At 58.6% G+C, this 17,196-nt stretch carries 19 protein-coding genes and 7 pseudogenes; 17 read left to right on the plus strand and 9 right to left on the minus strand.

All coding sequences use genetic code 11. The features are described 5' to 3' along the window. Positions 1–2: 2 nt before the first annotated feature. From EUU22_RS00645 to EUU22_RS00665, 5 genes and pseudogenes are all read left to right on the plus strand, one after another. Positions 3–824, plus strand: a complete 822-nt coding sequence (locus EUU22_RS00645) for an IS5 family transposase (RefSeq protein WP_129330197.1) — start codon at positions 3–5, stop codon at positions 822–824. Positions 825–941: 117 nt separating this feature from the next. Next, positions 942–1,331, plus strand: a complete 390-nt coding sequence (locus tag EUU22_RS00650) for a YybH family protein (RefSeq protein ID WP_129330198.1) — start codon at positions 942–944, stop codon at positions 1,329–1,331. 447 nt (positions 1,332–1,778) lie between these two features. Further along, positions 1,779–2,093 carry an ArsR/SmtB family transcription factor gene (locus EUU22_RS00655; RefSeq protein ID WP_245484868.1) on the plus strand — a complete coding sequence of 105 codons (315 nt, stop codon included), beginning with the start codon at positions 1,779–1,781 and terminating at the stop codon, positions 2,091–2,093. Continuing rightward, entirely contained in the window at positions 2,090–2,539 is a 450-nt protein-coding gene (locus EUU22_RS00660; RefSeq protein WP_129330200.1) for an SRPBCC family protein, read from the plus strand. Before EUU22_RS00655 ends, EUU22_RS00660 begins: the two co-directional genes overlap by 4 nt. Continuing rightward, positions 2,527–2,892: pseudogene (locus EUU22_RS00665) on the plus strand (glutathione S-transferase N-terminal domain-containing protein); the annotation flags it as partial. The gene EUU22_RS00660 and the pseudogene EUU22_RS00665, both read left to right, overlap by 13 nt. Before the next feature lie 196 nt (positions 2,893–3,088). On the opposite strand, the pseudogene EUU22_RS00670 reads toward EUU22_RS00665, so the two are convergent. Then, positions 3,089–3,469, minus strand: a pseudogene (locus EUU22_RS00670) (integrase core domain-containing protein); the annotation flags it as partial. A gap of 143 nt (positions 3,470–3,612) precedes the next feature. Here EUU22_RS00670 and EUU22_RS00675 point away from each other — a divergent pair. Next, positions 3,613–4,906 (plus strand): annotated as a pseudogene (locus EUU22_RS00675) (IS110 family RNA-guided transposase). A 213-nt stretch (positions 4,907–5,119) separates the two neighbouring features. Here the strand turns inward: EUU22_RS00675 and EUU22_RS00680 are convergent. The 3 genes and pseudogenes from EUU22_RS00680 to istA all read right to left on the minus strand — a co-directional run. Then, positions 5,120–5,928 (minus strand): annotated as a pseudogene (locus EUU22_RS00680) (IS3 family transposase); the annotation flags it as partial. A gap of 59 nt (positions 5,929–5,987) precedes the next feature. Further along, positions 5,988–6,764, minus strand: coding sequence for an IS21-like element helper ATPase IstB (gene istB / locus EUU22_RS00685; protein ID WP_165351015.1), 777 nt, complete (start codon positions 6,762–6,764; stop codon positions 5,988–5,990). After that, positions 6,761–8,275 (minus strand): IS21 family transposase, encoded by a 1,515-nt coding sequence (gene istA, locus EUU22_RS00690; RefSeq protein WP_129330202.1) that lies wholly within the window; start codon positions 8,273–8,275, stop codon positions 6,761–6,763. Before istA ends, istB begins: the two co-directional genes overlap by 4 nt. A gap of 178 nt (positions 8,276–8,453) precedes the next feature. On the opposite strand from istA, the pseudogene EUU22_RS00695 reads away from it, so the two are divergent. Beyond that, positions 8,454–8,741, plus strand: a pseudogene (locus tag EUU22_RS00695) (glutathione S-transferase family protein); the annotation flags it as partial. Between the two features lie 176 nt (positions 8,742–8,917). Here EUU22_RS00695 and EUU22_RS00700 read toward each other — a convergent pair. Together EUU22_RS00700 and EUU22_RS00705 are read right to left on the minus strand one after the other, a co-directional pair. Beyond that, positions 8,918–9,466, minus strand: coding sequence for a hypothetical protein (locus tag EUU22_RS00700; protein WP_245484869.1), 549 nt, complete (start codon positions 9,464–9,466; stop codon positions 8,918–8,920). 87 nt (positions 9,467–9,553) lie between these two features. Further along, complete coding sequence (locus EUU22_RS00705; protein ID WP_129330203.1) at positions 9,554–10,471, minus strand: arginase family protein; 918 nt, start codon at positions 10,469–10,471, stop codon at positions 9,554–9,556. Between the two features lie 272 nt (positions 10,472–10,743). On the opposite strand from EUU22_RS00705, the gene EUU22_RS00710 reads away from it, so the two are divergent. The 6 genes from EUU22_RS00710 to EUU22_RS00735 all read left to right on the plus strand — a co-directional run bounded on the left by EUU22_RS00710 (position 10,744) and on the right by EUU22_RS00735 (position 14,646). Next, complete coding sequence (locus EUU22_RS00710) at positions 10,744–11,343, plus strand: hypothetical protein (RefSeq protein ID WP_129330204.1); 600 nt, start codon at positions 10,744–10,746, stop codon at positions 11,341–11,343. A gap of 243 nt (positions 11,344–11,586) precedes the next feature. Beyond that, a complete protein-coding gene (locus EUU22_RS00715; protein WP_129330205.1) occupies positions 11,587–12,189 on the plus strand; it encodes a class I SAM-dependent methyltransferase in 603 nt (200 codons plus the stop codon). An 84-nt stretch (positions 12,190–12,273) separates the two neighbouring features. Beyond that, positions 12,274–12,900, plus strand: coding sequence for a CGNR zinc finger domain-containing protein (locus EUU22_RS00720; RefSeq protein WP_129330206.1), 627 nt, complete (start codon positions 12,274–12,276; stop codon positions 12,898–12,900). Next, positions 12,897–13,424, plus strand: a complete 528-nt coding sequence (locus EUU22_RS00725; RefSeq protein ID WP_129330207.1) for a GNAT family N-acetyltransferase — start codon at positions 12,897–12,899, stop codon at positions 13,422–13,424. Before EUU22_RS00720 ends, EUU22_RS00725 begins: the two co-directional genes overlap by 4 nt. A gap of 314 nt (positions 13,425–13,738) precedes the next feature. Further along, on the plus strand, positions 13,739–14,134 hold the full coding sequence (locus tag EUU22_RS00730) for a hypothetical protein (protein WP_129330208.1): 396 nt from the start codon (positions 13,739–13,741) through the stop codon (positions 14,132–14,134). Continuing rightward, positions 14,131–14,646 carry a hypothetical protein gene (locus tag EUU22_RS00735; protein WP_165351017.1) on the plus strand — a complete coding sequence of 172 codons (516 nt, stop codon included), beginning with the start codon at positions 14,131–14,133 and terminating at the stop codon, positions 14,644–14,646. The genes EUU22_RS00730 and EUU22_RS00735 overlap by 4 nt, the downstream gene beginning before the upstream one ends. 140 nt (positions 14,647–14,786) lie before the next feature. Here the strand turns inward: EUU22_RS00735 and EUU22_RS25465 are convergent, their stop codons facing one another. From EUU22_RS25465 to EUU22_RS00745, 3 genes are read right to left on the minus strand one after another with little or no spacing between them, the layout of a single operon-like run. Continuing rightward, a complete protein-coding gene (locus EUU22_RS25465; protein WP_342635394.1) occupies positions 14,787–15,023 on the minus strand; it encodes an SRPBCC family protein in 237 nt (78 codons plus the stop codon). A 3-nt stretch (positions 15,024–15,026) separates the two neighbouring features. Then, entirely contained in the window at positions 15,027–15,185 is a 159-nt protein-coding gene (locus EUU22_RS25470) for an SRPBCC family protein (protein ID WP_205687808.1), read from the minus strand. Continuing rightward, positions 15,182–15,493 (minus strand): ArsR/SmtB family transcription factor, encoded by a 312-nt coding sequence (locus tag EUU22_RS00745; protein WP_205687809.1) that lies wholly within the window; start codon positions 15,491–15,493, stop codon positions 15,182–15,184. Before EUU22_RS00745 ends, EUU22_RS25470 begins: the two co-directional genes overlap by 4 nt. A gap of 88 nt (positions 15,494–15,581) precedes the next feature. Between EUU22_RS00745 and EUU22_RS00750 the strand changes: the two are divergent. From EUU22_RS00750 to EUU22_RS00765, 4 genes and pseudogenes are all read left to right on the plus strand, one after another. After that, positions 15,582–15,840, plus strand: a pseudogene (locus tag EUU22_RS00750) (winged helix-turn-helix domain-containing protein); the annotation flags it as partial. Between the two features lie 18 nt (positions 15,841–15,858). Beyond that, positions 15,859–16,190, plus strand: a pseudogene (locus EUU22_RS00755) (IS3 family transposase); the annotation flags it as partial. Between the two features lie 70 nt (positions 16,191–16,260). Next, positions 16,261–16,551: an ArsR/SmtB family transcription factor gene (locus EUU22_RS00760; RefSeq protein WP_205687810.1), complete on the plus strand. Its 291-nt coding sequence runs from the start codon at positions 16,261–16,263 to the stop codon at positions 16,549–16,551. Positions 16,552–16,566: 15 nt separating this feature from the next. Further along, positions 16,567–16,959 carry a VOC family protein gene (locus tag EUU22_RS00765; RefSeq protein ID WP_129330211.1) on the plus strand — a complete coding sequence of 131 codons (393 nt, stop codon included), beginning with the start codon at positions 16,567–16,569 and terminating at the stop codon, positions 16,957–16,959. The last annotated feature ends 237 nt before the right edge of the window (positions 16,960–17,196 follow it).

Genomic DNA, 17,196 nt, shown 5'->3' on the forward strand with positions numbered 1-17,196 from the left:
CGATGTGGACCGATACCACTCGTGCCGTTCATGCGCGAAGCGGGTTAACTTTGCCAAGCGACTTGACCGATGCCGAGTGGGCGAGCCTGGAGCCGCTGCTACCCCCGGCATCGCATGTGGGGCGGCCTCGCAAATGGCCGCTGAGGCGGATCATCGAGGCGATCCTGTATCTGCTGCGCGGCGGCTTACCGTGGCGGATGCTGCCGCCGTGCTTTCCTCCGGTCTCGACCGTGCGGCACTGGTTCTATCTGTGGCGCGACAACGGCCTGTGGCTGACGCTCAACCATACGCTGCTCATGGCATCGCGTCAGGCGATTGACCGCGAGGCCTCCCCATCTGCCGGGGTAATCGACAGTCAAAGCGTGAAAGCCACAGAAGGTGGCGGACCACGGGGCTATGACGCGGACAAGAAGACCAAGCGCCGCAAGCGCCATATCCTCACCGACACTGAAGGAAATCTGGTTCACGCAGTGATCCACACTGCCGACATTCAGGACCGCGACGGGGCACCGCTGGTGTTGCGGGGAATCATCCGGCGTTTCCCCTGGTTGCGGCATGTTTTTGCCGATGGCGGTTATGCCGGCGACAAGCTCGGGGACGCACTGCGCCGGATGGGCAAGTGGACTGTCGAGGTCATAAAGCGATCCGACTCCGCCAAAGGCTTCGAAGTATTGCCACGCCGATGGGTCATCGAACGCACATTGGCATGGCTCAACCACAACCGTCGTCTCGCAAAGGACTTCGAACAAACCATCGCCTCGGCAACCGCGTGGCTCTATATCGCATCTGTGCAATTCTTCATCCGGCGTATCGCAAGAGCATGAAATCACTTCGGATTAATTTGAATCAGACTCTCAGTTTGAAGTTCGGCTTCGCTGATTGACTCGCCTTATCGCGAAATTGCTTTTTGAACCGACGCAATAGCTCAGATGGAGAAAAAAATGACGGAAGACGAACAGGCGATCCGGCAAGTCATTGCCACTTGGATCGGGGCAAGCCAGTCCGGTGACACCGCCACGATCCTCTCGCTTATGACCAATGACGTGGTCTTCATGGTCCCTGGCCAGGAGCCGTTCGGCCGAGAGGTTTTCGAAGCGACCGCCAACCAGTTCGGTGCAGCGGGGCTGCAGATCGACGGAATCAATGACGTCGTCGAGCTTCAGATCCAGGGAAATTGGGCGTTCACGCGCAACCGGATCAACTTGAGCATCACTCCCGCAGCCGGCGAGCCGATGCAGCGTGCGGGCTACACCCTGACACTGTTCCGCAGGGAAGCGGATGGCCGCTGGCGGGTCGCGCGTGACGCCAACCTTTTGATGCCGAAAAGCTAAGGTGAACTCCAGGATGGTTGGAAGTCGGGGATCAAATTGAGGCATTAGTCAGAAAACTGGTACTGTCGCGTTGCACCCGGACGGGTACTGACAGGTATTGTCCATTCGGATCAACAAGGATACAAGGCGGCGCCCGCGGGCTATTGCGCCAGCTTTGTTCAGCCGATCAGCCGGATATTGATGACATCGAAGCGAGTATTCGCAGCCGATTGCATGTCGCCGGCTTTTTGGGCCCGCGGTTCCGAATCTGACAACCGCAGTTCTGATTGCCCGGGTATTCATCTTCGCCTTCGAAGCTTTCGCCATAAAGGATCGCTATCCGGAATGGACCGCTTCGACCGTAGAGGGCAGCCGTCTGAAAATCTCACGGGCTGTGATGCCGAATGATTGGCACGGTTCCCACGGTGAATAACACTTCGCTACATGGTGAAGTATCGAGCCTCTGCGATGGATCGCACATTCTCTGCCCTTTCCGATCCCACTCGGCGAAGCATCCTCTCGCGACTAAAGGACGAACCGGGGCTTTCGGTAAGTGAGCTAGCCCGGCCGCTCTCGCTGAAGCTTCCCGGCATCATGAAGCATCTGGATGTCTTGTCGACTGCGGGACTGATCACGCGCACCAAAACCGGCCGCACCGTGGCGATCAGTTTGTCGGTCGAGCCAATGCAAGAGGCAATGGAGTGGCTCAACCAGTATGAGCGCTTCTGGACGGCGAGCCTCGACCGGCTTGTTGCGTTCGTGGAAAAGGATGGCGGGGAATGACGAAGAACCTCCCCAGCATAACCATCGTTCGGAGAATCAAATCTTCTCCCGCGAAGGTTTACGCGGCGATCACCTCGCCTGAACTGATAATGCAATGGTGGGGCCCGGACGCCGGTTCGACACTCAAAGCCGTGGCCGATGTACGACCTGGCGGCCGCTTCAGCATCGTATTTCGGATGCTGAACGGAAGTGAGCACAATCCCACCGGGGTTTACCGGGAAGTGGTTCCCGAGGAGAAGCTCGTTTTCACATGGGAATGGCCCGGGAAGCCGGAGCGAGAATCGCTGGTCACGTTTCTGCTCAAACCGTTCGATGGCGGCACCGAACTGACACTCATCCATGAGCGCCTTCGCGATGAGGACGCGCGCGAGAGCCACGAGGCAGGCTGGAACGGCCTTCTCGATAAGTTACAGATTTTCCTTGGAGATGCAGAATGGGCGACATGATCCTCACCACCTACGATTGGGTTCCCGAGTTCCCTCGGGGCTATGTACGCGACACCCGTGTGCGTTGGGCACTGGAAGAGGCCGGGTTGCCCTATCGGGTCGAGAGCACGTCGTTTGGCGATCGGCAGCCGGCACATTTCGCGCGCCAGCCTTTCGGACAAGTGCCCTGGTTGACTGATGGAGACATCTCGATCTTCGAGAGTGGTGCGATCCTTCTGCATCTGGGCGAGCGAAGTGAAAAGTTGATGCCTGCCGATCGGCAGGGTCGCAACAAGGTGGTGGAATGGCTGTTCGCAGCGCTCAATTCAGTCGAAATGGCGAGCCTGCCTTGGTCCATTTTTCAAATATCCGGCAATTGTAGAGCGACAATCTGGGTGAGATCAGCGCGACAATCTGGATGAGATTCTGGTGTCGCGGTTGCGGGCGACCGTATCATCGTGATTGACGCTGGCAAGGGCATCGTCGGCTTCTGATTGTCGCGCAGCGTCAATCTCGGTGGTGTTTCTGATTGTCGCGGAGGCGGCCGGCCTTTGACCTGCCACTGAACTTTCATCCGGCTGCGATTAGAGGTCCAGCGTTTTCTGATACGCCGAATGGCGCGTTGGTAGCAACCGGCGGAAACGCGTAGCTTTCATCTTGCGCAGCGTTGGAGCCGGTTGCGGCGATGGTCCCGGCATAGACTGCCGGGGTTTGGTATCCGAGCGACGAGTGTGGCCGGAAATTGTTATAATCGTCGGCCCATTCGGCAATGGCACTACGAGCATGATCGAGGCCGAAGAACAGACTTTCGTTGAGCAACTCGTCGCGCATCCGGCCATTGAAGGACTCAACATAGCCGTTCTGCATAGGCTTTCCCGGCGCGATATAGTGCCACTCGACCTTGTGGTCCTTCGACCAGGCGAGGATCGCATTCGAGGTGAGTTCCGTGCCGTAGCACATCGGGAATCTTGCTCTGACATGGCCGACGGCGCGCGAAGCCATGCGTAGCGCAGCGCGCCGTCCTGGGTGGTCATGGCCAGTCGACAGGTCTCTAAAGTGAAGTTGTCGAGACAACACTTTGGAGGCGACAAGCCATGACCAAATATCTTTCTACTGCCACAAGCGCCGTGCTGGTAGCGATCGATATGTCGAAGCACCGTCAGGAGGTTCTCATCGAGCGGCCGGAGGGTGGGCGGCGCCGGCGTATGACGGTGATGGCGACCAAAGATGACTATGACCGCTTGGTTGAGGAACTCGCCTCCATGGCACGACCAATCGTCGTCGGCTTTGAAGCTACCGGCAATTATCACCGTGCTCTGGCGCATAAGCTGCTTGTGGCAGGGTTCCAATTGCGACTGATCTCTTCAGTTGCATTGGCCAGAACGCGGGAGGCGCTTCATAACGGCTGGGACAAGAACGATCCGAAAGATGCACAGGTTATCCTGCACATGCTGCGGATCGGGGCCACCCAGGTTTACGTCGATCCGCTTGAAGCTGGCATCAACGATTTGCAGGAACTGTCGAAGACGCACGAAGTCATCTCCAAAGCCAAGACGCAGACCTGGCACCGCATCCTGAACCACTACCTGCCGCTCTATTTTCCCGAGATCGCCCGCTTCGCTGGCAACAGCCGGTCCGACTGGTTTTTGGCATTGATCGAACGCTTCCCGACGCCCACCTGCATCACCTCACTCGGGCGCGAGGCGTTCGTTGCACAGGCGTGGTCGCTCGTCGGCCGTAAAGTCTCAAAAGCACGATTAATCAATGACATCTTTGAGACGGCTTCCTCGTCGATGGCCCTGCCTATAGCCGAAGACGCCGTCGCGATCAGCATGTTCCGCATGATTATTGGCCAAGGGCGAAGCCTGATCCGTGAGCGCAACCGCATCGAACAAATCGCTCAGTCGCTGCTGGCAGACCATCAGGATTATCAACTCCTGTGCAAAATTCCCGGGATAGGACCGATCAATGCTTTGACCATTTTGGCGGAAGCAGGTGACTTGCGCCGTTTCCGGCACCATCGCCAGTTTCTGAAGTTTTGCGGTCTCGACCTTGCGACCTCGCAGTCGGGCACCTTCCGAGGCCGGACCAAGTTATCGAAGTACGGAAACGCTCGTCTCCGCCGAACGTTCTGGATGGCTGCCCAAGTCGCATCCCGCCAACGGGATAACAGCTTCCGCGACAAGCTTGGAAGATACATGGCTGGCAACGCCAATGATGCAGACCGCAGACGTAAGGCAATGACCGCTCTTACTGCCAAGATGGCACGCGTCGCTCACGCGGTCATCAAAACACAGACAGAATACCGGCCGTTCGTTGAACGACCGGGAACCAGGTGGAAGGACCCCTCTCTGCAAGTGCCGTGAGGGCGCGATTGCGACCCTGTAGATAATGTTCGGGCCTTCCACCTGGGCACGTATCCCATCTTAAGGACGGTGAGGACCACGGCCAGTGACACGCCGATGGATCCTGTGTTTGCTATGGCAGGGAACGATTCCGTTGACGGTGGAAACCATCTGGAGCAATCTTATGAAAGCGTCGGCAATCGCCGATGCAAGGAGACCTGTTGGCCTGTTCTCGTTTTGCTTGCCCACATAGGACGTTGTCGGAAACGATCATGCCGGGCTTGCCGCGTCGTTCGATGAGTGCTGTCAGCTCTCGGGCAACGCGACGTCCCGAGATTGATGTATCGGGGATTGCCGCCAGACATTCACGTGTCACGTCATCGACGATATTGAGCACCCGAAATCGTCGTCCGCAGGCGAACTGGTCGTGGACAAAATCCAGAGACCAGCGGGCATTAGCCTTGGCTTCGACCAGGATCGGCGCACGCGTACCCACGGCACGCCGTCTGGCTTTGCGCTTGCGAACGGAAAGGCCTTCCTCCCGATACAGCCGGTAGATGCGGTTGACGCCGGACAGCTCTCCATCACGCCGAAGCAAAATGAACAGTCGTCTGTATCCGAAACGCCGCCGCTCATTGGCCAGATCGCGCAGCTTCGTTCGCAATTCGACCTCCGGCGGTCGGCAGGACCGATAGCGGATCATCTTGCGATCAGCCGACACAATCTGGCAGGCCCGCCGTTCCGAAAGACCCATAATGTCCCTCAGATGCGCAACGGCGTCACGCTTGGCGGCAGGCCCTACCATTTTTTTGCGAGAAGCTCGCAGAGTGCGGCCACATCCAGCATCTGTTCGGCCAGCAGTTTCTTCAGCTTGGCATTCTCCTCTTCGAGCGCCTTCAGTCGCTTCGCCTCGGAGACTTCCATGCCGCCGTATTTGGCTTTCCAGTTATAAAAGGTCGCGTCTGAAATCCCGTGCTTGCGGCACAAGTCGGCCACCTTCGCGCCCGCCTCCTGCTCCTTCAGCACCAAAATAATCTGCTCTTCTGTAAATCTCTGCTTCTTCATGTGTCCGTCCTCAATGGGCCGGACTCTAATCCATTCTGGAGGAAATTCTCAGTGGCAGGTCACCTTCCGCGTTGACGTTTGGCTTCGATGGCGGATCGACGCCTGTAGCTTTCGACATTCATCTCGAAGATGGTCGCGTGGTGGACAAGACGATCTACGGCGGCGAGCGTCATAGCGGGATCAGGGAAGACGCTGTTCCATTCTCCGAACGGCTGGTTGGCGGTGATCATGATGGACCGCCGCTCGTAGCGCGCGGAGATGAGCTCGAAGAGCACGCTCGTTTCTGCCTGGTCCTTGGTCACATAGGCGAGATCATCGAGGATGAGCAGATCGAACTTGTCGAGCTTGGCGATGGCGGATTCGAGCTGGAGTTCACGACGGGCCACCTGAAGCTTCTGAACGAGTTCGGTCGTGCGCATGAACAGCACTCGCCAGCCGTTCTCGATCAGCGCAAGGCCGATTGCAGAGGCGAGATGGCTCTTGCCGCCACCGGGCGGGCCGAACAACAGGATGTTGGCTCCTTTGGCGAGCCAGCTATCGCCGGCGGCGATCGCCATGACTTGCGCCTTGGAGACCATCGGCACGGCGTCGAAGTCGAAACTGTCGAGCGTCTTTCCCGGTGATAATCGCGCCTCGGCGAGATGGCGTTCGATGCGGCGGCGATCGCGTTCGGCGAGTTCGTGTTCGGCAATCGCGCACAGGAACCGCGCCGCCGGCCACCCTTCCTTGTCTGCACGTTCGGCAAAGTCCGGCCAGAGGACTTTGATGGCCGGCAAGCGCAGTTCATTGAGCAGCGTGCTGAGCCTGGCTGCATCGATGACAGGAGCGTTTCTCATGCGGCGTCCTCCAGATGACGGGCGTCGATCAGAGCCTCATAACCCTGGAGGGAAGCGAGACGGACGTTGACGGTCGGCAACTGCGCTGGATCGGGGGCGAAGAAGGTCCGCAGCGCGACGATGTCGGGCAGTTCGCCCTCATCGAGAATTGTGGCCAGACGCTCTGCGAGCTCCCGCTCGCAGCCCCGATCGTGGGCCAAGGCCAGAAGCTCGACCGTGATCTTGCAGGCCTGCTTGTCGGAAAACCGGTCGATGAGAACCTCGAAGGCCCTGCGATATTCCTGCCGCGGAAACAGCTTGTCGCGATAGACAAGTTGAAGCAGCGCCATCGGCTTTTTGCGCAGCGAATGGATGACATGCCGGTAATCGACCACCTGATCGTGCTTGCCGCTGGCATGCGCACGACCTCTTTGGAGCGTCATCAGATGCGTGCCGGCGATAAAGACATCGAGACGGTCGTCGTAAAGGCGCACGCGTAGCCGGTGACCGATGAGCCGTGATGGCACGGTGTAAAAGACCTTGCGCAAGGTGAAGCCGCCGCTGCGGGAGACCCGCACGACAATCTCCTCAAAGTCGCTGGTGCGTGTCCCCGGTAACGGCTGCAGTGCCGCACGCTCGGCGTCAATGCGCTTGCCATAGCGGGCATTGCGCCGGCTGACGATCTCATCGATGAAGCAGCGGTAGCCATCGAGATCGTCGAAATCACGGGTGCCGCGCAGCAACAGGGCATCGCGGATCGCATTCTTGAGGTGACCATGCGGGCTCTCAATCGCACCGTTCTCGTGGGCAACGCCCTTATTGTTGCGGGTTGGCGTCATCCGGTAGTGCGCGCAAAGCTCCGCATAGCGCCGCGTCTGATCCTCCTTGGCATCGGCATCGAGATTGCGAAAGGCCGCCGACAGGCTGTCGCTGCGATGGTAAAGCGGCGCGCCGCCAAGAAACCAGAGAGCGTTCTGCAGCCCTTCGGCCAACGCCACGAAGCTTTCGCCACCGAGAACGATGTGAGCGTGTTCGAAGCCGGAATAGGCCAGCCGGAAATGGTAAAGCAGGTGATCGAGCGGGTGGCCTGCGATCGTGATGTCCAGTTCGTTCATATTGGTGAAGTCGGAAAGCCCCAATCGACCGGGTTCATGCACCTGGCGAAAGATGACTTCCTGCTCTTCGCCATTGATCGCTCGCCAGGAACGGATCCGCCGTTCCATGGTCCGGCGTACGCCTTCGCTTAGGTCGGGATGACGGCGTAACATCTCCTCGAAGACGGCGACAGCGCGAATGCCAGGTGCCGCCTTCAAGAGCGGAACAACCTCTGCCTCGAAGATGTCGGCGAGCGGATCGGGACGCCGGCGGCCGCGCGGCTTCCTCACTTGTGATGGCAGTTGCGGGTTCTTCTCGATGCGATAGGCCGTTGCTCTACTGATCGACGCCTTCGCGGCGGCGACCTCGACCGTGTGCTCTTGTCGTAACTTCATGAAAAGCCTCATCTGATGATCGGTTATCTGACGACCGGGCACAAAGGTGGTTCTCCGTTCTTCGAAAAACCCACCGTACCGGTCGAACCGTAATCACCAGACGCAAAATTGGCGCGCCAGCAGCGGTAGAACTCCGTTCGGGCTACGCCCTCTCTGCGTTCCACCGCTGCTGCCGAGTCTCATCCTAATTGACGCTGCATCTCACCTTGTTTGCCGCGCTGCAGGCAATGCAGGCGATACTCCAGGATGGAAGAGTCTGGACGACTTCCTAATGGTGTCCCGCCTCAAACACCTTGAGCCGGTCCTGGCTGGGCGCGAATGGCTGACTGAAAACTTCTCTATTGCCGACATCGCCATGGCGGACATACTGCGTCTAGTCAACCGGTTCGGCGGTTTGGCGCAACATCCCGCCTGCCGCGACTATGTCACAAGGGCAACTGCTCGTTCGTCCTTTGCAAAGGCATATGCGGACCAGATGGCTCATTTCGGCGCAGCGGATGCCGCCTGAACCTATCTGGTGCGGAGGCTGACTAGCCCAGTTTCAACGCCGTAGGTCCCGTTTGTTCGGAACCAGACGGATCCCTCGGCGCGCTCCCTGCCGTCAGCGCAGGTGAATCTATGGGGATGGGCCAGCTATCGCAGCGGGCCTCGAACGTATCATGCAATGCGGCGTCATGCCGCTCGTCACCCTTGTCGCTTCGCCCGCATCTCCTGCATAAGCCGCCAGCTCTTGCCTTGATCGACAGAACGTTCGTTGCACCAGCGAAAGCTGTTTCGCGTGATGTCGCGATAAACCCACCGGGTCAGCGACCCCGAGGCATCGACATCAGCCAATTGTATGATCTCGTCACCGACCTTGCGAGCAAGCTGCCGGGTGATGTATCCGCCCGGAGGGTTGATCCAGATGATGTGCCAGGCGTCAATCTTCGGATCGTAGACCCGTAATGTCGTCGAATATCGGTTCCCGGGTTCGGACCAGCGGACCTCAGTACCGTTCCTGACCGGTGTGATCCAGAGATCCTGGATCGCACGCCCTTCGAGCACCCAGTCGAACCGAATATCCCATTGGGAATGGGTGACAGTGCCGTCCGCTGAGAATTCAACCGTTTCCGCCAACCAGTCGCCGACGAATTGTCCGTAAAGCATAAGTTGGTCGGCGTATTCGGCGGCAGGTCCACTGGCCGTGAGGCCTTCGATAAAGCTGCGAGGGTTTGAGATGATCGCTGTGTCCATTGGCTCACCACTTTCCTATGCAAATTGCTCTTACGTGATCGTCCGCCTTCGCCGGAAGGCACAGCCATTTCCGGGCAGACGGCCCGGTCAACCCCTTGCGTTGCCGAGACATGCCACGATCGCCTTGGCGTAGCGTCGGTCCGGATCTTTGTCGGGGTCGTAAATCGTGATGTCGACGCCGATGACGGGAATATGGCGTATCAGGAGGGAGACAAGCTGGGCCACTTGTTCGAAATCCAGCCCCGGCTCCCCCGGCGAATCCACCGCGGGCATGACGGCTTCCGCAAGGACGTCCACGTCGAGATGCAGCCAATAGCGCGAAAGGTCACCACGGGATGCCCATGCCGCGACCCTTTTTGCGGTCGCCAGCATTCCCTCTCGAAGCATTTCCTGAACGATGATCCGATTGATCGCCGTGTTGCGAATGTCCCCGTAGTGCTGGGCGTAGTCTGGGCTGAGAGCCTCACGCTCACCCATCTGCGTCACGTCGTCGTCCTGAACGAGAGGTCCGTCGATACCTGGCCATTCGGTGAGAAGTTTCTCCCCACGCCCTGTCGCAAGCGCGAGGTCCATTCCCGCCACGGTTCCGAGGCGGCTCTGCACATCGTAATTCCCGGGATGGAAATAGTCGCTATGGCCATCGATATGAAGCAGTCCGACGCGACCAGAAGCTCTGGCACCCGCGAGGCAGCCGAGCAGGATGCTGCAGTCTCCGCCGATAACGACCGGGAATTTGCCGTCGGATAGGCGCGCCTGGACGAGATGCGCCAAGTCGAGGCTGTAACTGCGGATCGCATGACCATTGCGGATGCGCGTGTTCTCCTCCGGGTCGAACCGATACGCGGGACGAGGCAGCCACTCGACATCTGTTGCTTGAATAACGGCCTGCAGCCCCTCCGACAGCAGGACGAGCGGCGCTTCCCAGGTTCCCGGCTCCCTGCCGCCTTCCTCGGGGCGCAGGCCAAGGTTGCTCGGAGCGCAGATGATTGTCTTGCTTCCCACCATTTCAGAATAACTCTTCGTTGAAACGCCTCAGCCGCGTGGAATCCCCGATATCCAGCCGCGGGTGACCTTTGATGCCATCTCCCAACCGGTATTTGAAATTTAACTGGTGACATTGAACTGTCAACCAGTAATATGGATTTTATCGGTTGATCCTGTGTACGCCTCCCGGCAGATTCGTGCCAGGAAATCCACACCGGCAACCGACGGGCATTGAGATAGCTTTTCTTCCTCAAGCAGCCCAAGACGATGGCAAATGAAATGCGGGACCTTCCATGGATATTACTGCACCCAGCTACAGCCATAAACTGACCACTGTGAACACACGACAGCCCGAGCGACCGTTCCAGCCTGATATAACAACTGGTCAAAACGTTCCGGGCAGCCCCGCGAGAGCTGCCGAACAGGTGCCTTTGGTGGCGAAATCAACGCCCGTTCAGTTTAGCGTGTCGATGTTGCTCGCCCTGATGAATGCCCAACCGGAGAATCGGAAACCTGAAGGAACGAGCGTAACAGTCTCAAGCGATCAGGTCCCGCTCCAACTAGAGGAAATCGACGCCGCTGATGCTGCACAGCAGATTATGGATTTGGTCGGATCAGGCGGCGAACTTTGTTTGTCCAGCGTTGAACAATTACTCGGGGTAACGAAACCCGAAAGGGAAGAATTTTCCCCCAAGGCTGTGATCGAGCGAGACTGGAACAGCCTGACGGGCGGCAGCGACACCTTATCGACATCGCAGCTTGCCGCTGCGATCAAGCATTTGTCAGGCGCTCATCTTCAGCCCGCCGACCACGGCGATCAGATCGTTGACACCTCGGTTCTTCAGCCCATTCCTTCCAGGCTTGGAGGTAACCCTGCTCGTCCGCCTTATTGAGCGTGAATACGTTGATGAGCACGACAGGCGAGGCATCGACGGCGAGTCCGAAGAAACAGTTTAGCCGCTGCAGTGCTACCGACTGAAGGAGCTGGAGCCGAATGTTGTGTTCCGGAAAGACGCAAGCGCAAGCTCCATAATCTAGCGCCCGCGCGTCGGCGGTCGCGACTGGGCCATCGACGCCGGTCCGCTGGGCGATATCTTACAATATCGTCTCTTGTCTCAGAGAAAGGAGACGCCGAGATGACTGTCCTGCAAGCGCTCTTGATGCGCGCGTTTGGCCGCCCCCAAGGAATTCTCGGGCGAATGGGCGGTGCCATCATGGCGCGTACAAACGAGAATTTTGGCGTTTGGGTCAGCAGCCTCCTCGATGTTGGCCCAACCGATGCCATTCTCGAAGTGGGATTCGGACCTGGCGTTGTTATTCAGCGATTGTCGGCGCTTGCAGCGGAAGGCCACATCGCGGGCATCGACGTCTCAAGGGAAATGCTCAAACAAGCACGCGCTAGAAGCGCCACGGCTATCCGAAGGGGTCGTGTCGACCTGCGACAGGGTTCCGTGGAGAACTTGCCTTTCACCGACGCCAGCTTCGACAAGGCGCTGGCGGTCAACTCGATGCAGGTCTGGCCGGATACCGCAGCAGGGTTGCGGGAAATATGGAGAATCTTAAAGCCGGGTGGGAAGATCGCTCTCGGCTTTTCTGTCCATTCTGGCCAATCGGGCGAAGGATTGACGGACAAGGTCGAGGCCGCCGGCTTTAAAAATGTGCGCATGGCGACGGCCCAGAATGGGCTCTGCGTTGTGGCGACGAAACCAGACCAACCGGACCGCGCTATCAACCAGTAATATGGATTTTATCGGTTGATTGTGTGGGTGCGTTCCGTTAAATTCGCGCCAGGGAGTTCACACGGCGAACAGGGCGAAATCCACATGACCGGCGAAGAGCCGCTGATCGAACAGCACCAATTCCGCGAAAGCGACTTCATCGGTGATCATCCGGCCATTGATTTTGTCAACACGGTGACTGGATGGGATGCGCGACCGAGGGACTGGATCCCGAACTACGCCGCGCTGGTGGACTGGGCCCGGATCAGCGGCATCATCGCTCAGGCAGATGCAGCTCACCTTCAGGAACTCGCAAAGGCGTCGCCGCGCGCAGCGGCGACCGCCCTGACCAAGGCCAAGGAATTACGTCTGGCCATGCACGGGCTCCTGACGGCGCGGGTTGAGGGCACAGCCCCTCGGGCGAACGATCTTGCTGTGGTCGAGCGGATGTGGCGAAGCTTTAACAGCCACTGCGAATTGGCGATCGACCCGCTAACAGGAATCCACATTCGAGCGGGTGATACCGGACTAGACGTCATTTCCAGGACGTTGGCCGATGCCTTTATCCGGCTCGGCGAGGATTTCACATCACCTCGCCTCAAGCGCTGTGCCGGCGCCAATTGCGGCTGGTTCTTTTTTGACAGGTCAAAGCCGGGTCGTCGCCGCTGGTGCGACATGGCCACATGCGGCAACGCGGCAAAATATGCCCGCCATCAGAAACATCTTGAATGACGATTATTGTGAAAACGATCCAAACGGAGCGGCTGATGTTGCGTCAGTGGCGAGAGGAGGACTTTGAGGCCTCTGCTCAGTTCTGGGCCGATGCCGGCAACATGGCCTTCGTTGGTGGGCCCATCCCGCGTGAGGATGCATGGCGCAGGATGCTGTATTTCATCGGTCATTGGCAGTTGCGCGGATTCGGCTTCTTCGTTGTCGTGGACAGTGCGACCGGGGAAATGGCGGGCTACTGCGGGGCGCAGCGTCCGATGGACAAGCTGGAACCTGAATTGGGCTGGGGCGTTTTCCCCGGTTTCCAGGGACGGGGCTATGCGACCGAAGCGATGCACGCCGTCCTCGGCTTTGCATTCAGCCAACTTGGCTGGACGACGGCGATTAGCCTGATCGCTGACGACAACCTCGCCTCTCGGGCGGTCGCGAGGAAACTTGGCGGCTCGGTCGAGCGCTACACTGACATAGACGGCAGGTGCTACGGCGTCTACCGGCACGTCATTCCACGCCACAATGATTCCTGGTGAGAGATCGCTCTGGATTGAGGTGATCCCGCTTTTGCTGCCCGATAGCAGGAAAAACCGGAATGACAGCGCGCACAAAGCGCGAGCTTGAGACTGCCGTTCTGATCCATGTCGGCCGCAGACAAGAGTGCGGTGGCGCGCATTCGGGCAACGCAGCCGTAGCAGTCAGATGTTTCTCGGTCGCAATTACCCGTGCCGGGCGGCCAGGGGTGTAGGCGTCCTGCCAGCCCAATTCGATGGAAACAAATGGAAAGCGACATGACGAACAATACCGGGTCAATCGTCCAAGCGCGATTACCCGATGGGATGACTCTACCGTGGTGGATGTGACAAACCCCGCATTCCGAATCGACGAAAGCTCGGCTAGCCTTGACAAGCTGCGCGCATCAATTGTGGCGTCGGTCAACCGGCCCGCTGTCGCACGTGCTGACACGATCGGGCCAATACCCGATCTTCTGCAGCGCATGTTCGCCTCGCAAGCGCAATATCTGGACGGGCTGACGACCTACCTCCTCAAGATCGGCGCAGACAATCTCCCCGCGCAGTGCAACACCGAAATCGAACGCCGCCTGGCTTCCTCGCCGAATGCCGTGGCGCTACGGATCCGCTTGCAGCAGCTATCCCGTCTCATGGCAAAGGCGTTAAATATGCTCCACCTTCCATGCCGCTACGTCTCCTTGCAATCGGAGGTGGCACGGCGATCGAAGCCTTGAATGCGTTGATCATTCTCAAGGGCGACTGCGGGAACCCGGTTCACGATGTCGCAATCGATGTGTTGGATATCGAGGACAAAGGGATACTCCTAGGCAAAGCGGCTCTCGCCGCATTATGCGAAACGAAAGGGCCTCTCGCCGGAATTGCCGCGACTATGACCTTCGTTCCCTATTCATGGGACCAGCCTTCTTCCTTGGCATCTGCACTGCACGACTGGAAGATCGGAGGAGAATATGTCCTGGCTTCATCCGAAGGCGCCCTGTTTGAATACGGTTCTGACAGAGCGGTAATCGCTAATCTATCGCTTTTGCGCGAGGCTGGTGCGATCCCAATTGCCGGCAGCGTTATTCGGGACGATGCCACCGGGCGGGCAATGGTCGCTCGAAGCCCTTTCCCGCTGAAGGCGCGCGGCCTTCGCAACCTTGAGTCACTAGTCAGCGCCGCGGGCTACCGGATTTCTGACGCGATAGAAGGAGTGGCGAGTGACCAATTTCTGCTGAGGGCGGATTAGGCCGCATGTCGGTGAACGCCGACATGGGTCGAGTCGATCGCGACGCATCGCCATTGTGAGTGCCGGGTCCGATCTGGCGAACAGAGACCCCTATCCGGAAGCAGAGTGCAGTATTCCACCCGCTCCCACGTTAAGTCGTGTCAGGCAGCTTCGAGCAGCCCTTCGGCAAGCCTCGGCAGCACGACGTCGCGCCAGCCCGGCCCCATGTTCTCGAATGCAAAGCGGTGCCGAGGATTCTCAAGGTCGAAACCGCGATGCTCAAGCCTGAGAATCGTCGCCTCTCCCTGAGGAACGATCTCCCAGTGCAGTTCGAAATCGCCGAAGGTGTAGGCCAATCTGCGCTCCTCCTCGACAGCGATGACACGGCACGGGATTATCCCTCATTTCTCCATGTCCATCGTGAATTCATGCCCTTCAACCGGCGCAATGTTTCCGGGTCGCCACCAGCGCGCGATGCCGTCTGGTGTTGAAATCCGTTCCCATACGCGCGCTGGCGACGCTTTGATAACCTGTTCCACGGTCACGGTTTGTCGTTTCATTCGTTCGTCTCCTCAAGGTCCCTCGCCAAGTCCGCGAGGCGCGCCTTCCAATAGTCTTCGTAGGGTGCGAGCCAATCGCGAAGCGCGACCAGCGGTTCGGCATTGAGCGAATAGATCCGTTCCCGCCCGACTTTGATTTCTTGAACGAGTTGCGCCTGACGCAGGACGCCCAAATGTTCGGACACTGCGGATCGGCTGATATCGAAAGCCTCTGCGATTGACCCCGCGCTCCTCTCTCGTGAAAGCAAGAGCATCACTACCTTTCGGCGGACAGGATTGGCGAGCGCGGAGAAGATGGCTTCTTTCATCATGGCTCTAATATGTCGGGATTTTCCGACATGTCAACATTTTCCGACATATCTGGTGATGTTCGCACTGGCGCCCCTTCACGTCAGGAGGATCACGAACGAATGCGACCGCGCGGGCTCGGCGCTGCGCATCTACGATCTTTCCCAGCAGTACCCGTTCCTGACCTCCAACCAGCTTGCCCAGAAAACGGGTTTGTCGGCGCCGACAGTCAATGCGGCCTTGGCCGATCTGGATAAGATGGGTACCGTCGAGGAAATCACCGGGCACAAGCGGGGGTGTGTTCAGCTACCAGCGCTATCTTGCGATCCTCAGCGAGGGAACCGATCCACCGCCCGCCGGTAGCTGAAGTTCCGTTCGCTGACACCGCCCGCCCGAGACCGAGTTGAGTGCCCGTCTGCGCGAGCTTGCCAACCAGCGCCGCCAGTTCGACTACCGGCGGCTGTTCATCCTGCTGCGGCGGGAGGGCGAGACCTCCGGTATCAATCGCATCTACCGGCTTTATCGGGAGGAAGGGCTGACGGTCCGCAAGCGCAGGGCCCGGCGGCGGGCCGTCGGAACCCGCGCCCCGATCATGGTCGAGGCCAAGGTCAACGCACGCTGGTCGCTCGACTTTGTCCACGACCAGTTCGCTCTTGGCCGGCGCTTCCACATCCTGAAGTCGTCGACGACGTGACGCGCGAATGCCTGCCGGCGATCGCCGGCGTTGGTCCCGCCACGGTTCACCGGACGAATTGACATGCAGTAAGAAGACTGCATAAACTCTGCTATGCAGGATGATCAGATTGATCTCGTCTTCAAAGCGCTGGCGCATCCGGAACGGCGCCGCATTCTGGCTTCCCTGCACCAGCGACCCGGCCGGTCGCTTTTTGAAATCTGTGCGTCATCGGTTGCTGAAAATGGAGAACCGCTTTCCCGGCAAACGATCTCCCAGCATCTGGACGTGCTGGAACGAGCGGGACTGCTTGAAATCACCTGGAAAGGCCGAACCAAGACCCATGCAATCAACCTCGACCCGCTGCGGGCGGCCGTCGAGGCAGCAATCAATCGCTACCTGTGAGAAAAGGAATCGGAAATGCGAATCTACATCACAAGCGTCTTTGTCGACGATCAGGCGAAGGCATTGGATTTCTACACAAACAAGCTGGGGTTTGAAGTGAAGCACGACATCCCCATGGGCGAACATCGCTGGCTGACCGTGGTGTCGGAAGAACAGCCAGGCGGGACGGAATTGTTGTTGGAGCCAAGCGAACATCCTGCGGTGAAACCTTACAAGAATGCGTTGGTCGCGGATGGGATTCCCGTGGCTTCATTTCAGGTCGATGACCTGGACGCCGAGTCCGAGAGACTTGCGGCCATCGGTGTTGAATTTTCCGTCAAGCCCATGGATGCCGGTCCTGTAAGGATGGCCGTCATCGATGACACCTGCGGGAATCTCATTCAGTTGGTGCAGATGGTCGGCAGGTAGCAATGACATGAACTTGCGAACCGACAATAATCAGCTAGCAAGCAAATCAGTCGGTGGCATCCGTTAATCTGCTCTCGCTCTGGACGATTCTCAAGGTTTTGAAAGTCGTCATAAAACGCGCGAAAGGCGCATCATGCCGCCCTACCTTTCAGATGCTGTGTGAACAGCGCCTTGCGGTTTGCTACTGCCGTGGCAAAATTTCCGCCGGGCGGCGCTGCCGGGATGGTTTTCATGCTG

The sequence above is a fragment of the Ciceribacter ferrooxidans genome, from assembly GCF_004137355.1.
GTDB classification, from domain to species: Bacteria; Pseudomonadota; Alphaproteobacteria; order Rhizobiales; family Rhizobiaceae; genus Allorhizobium; species Allorhizobium ferrooxidans.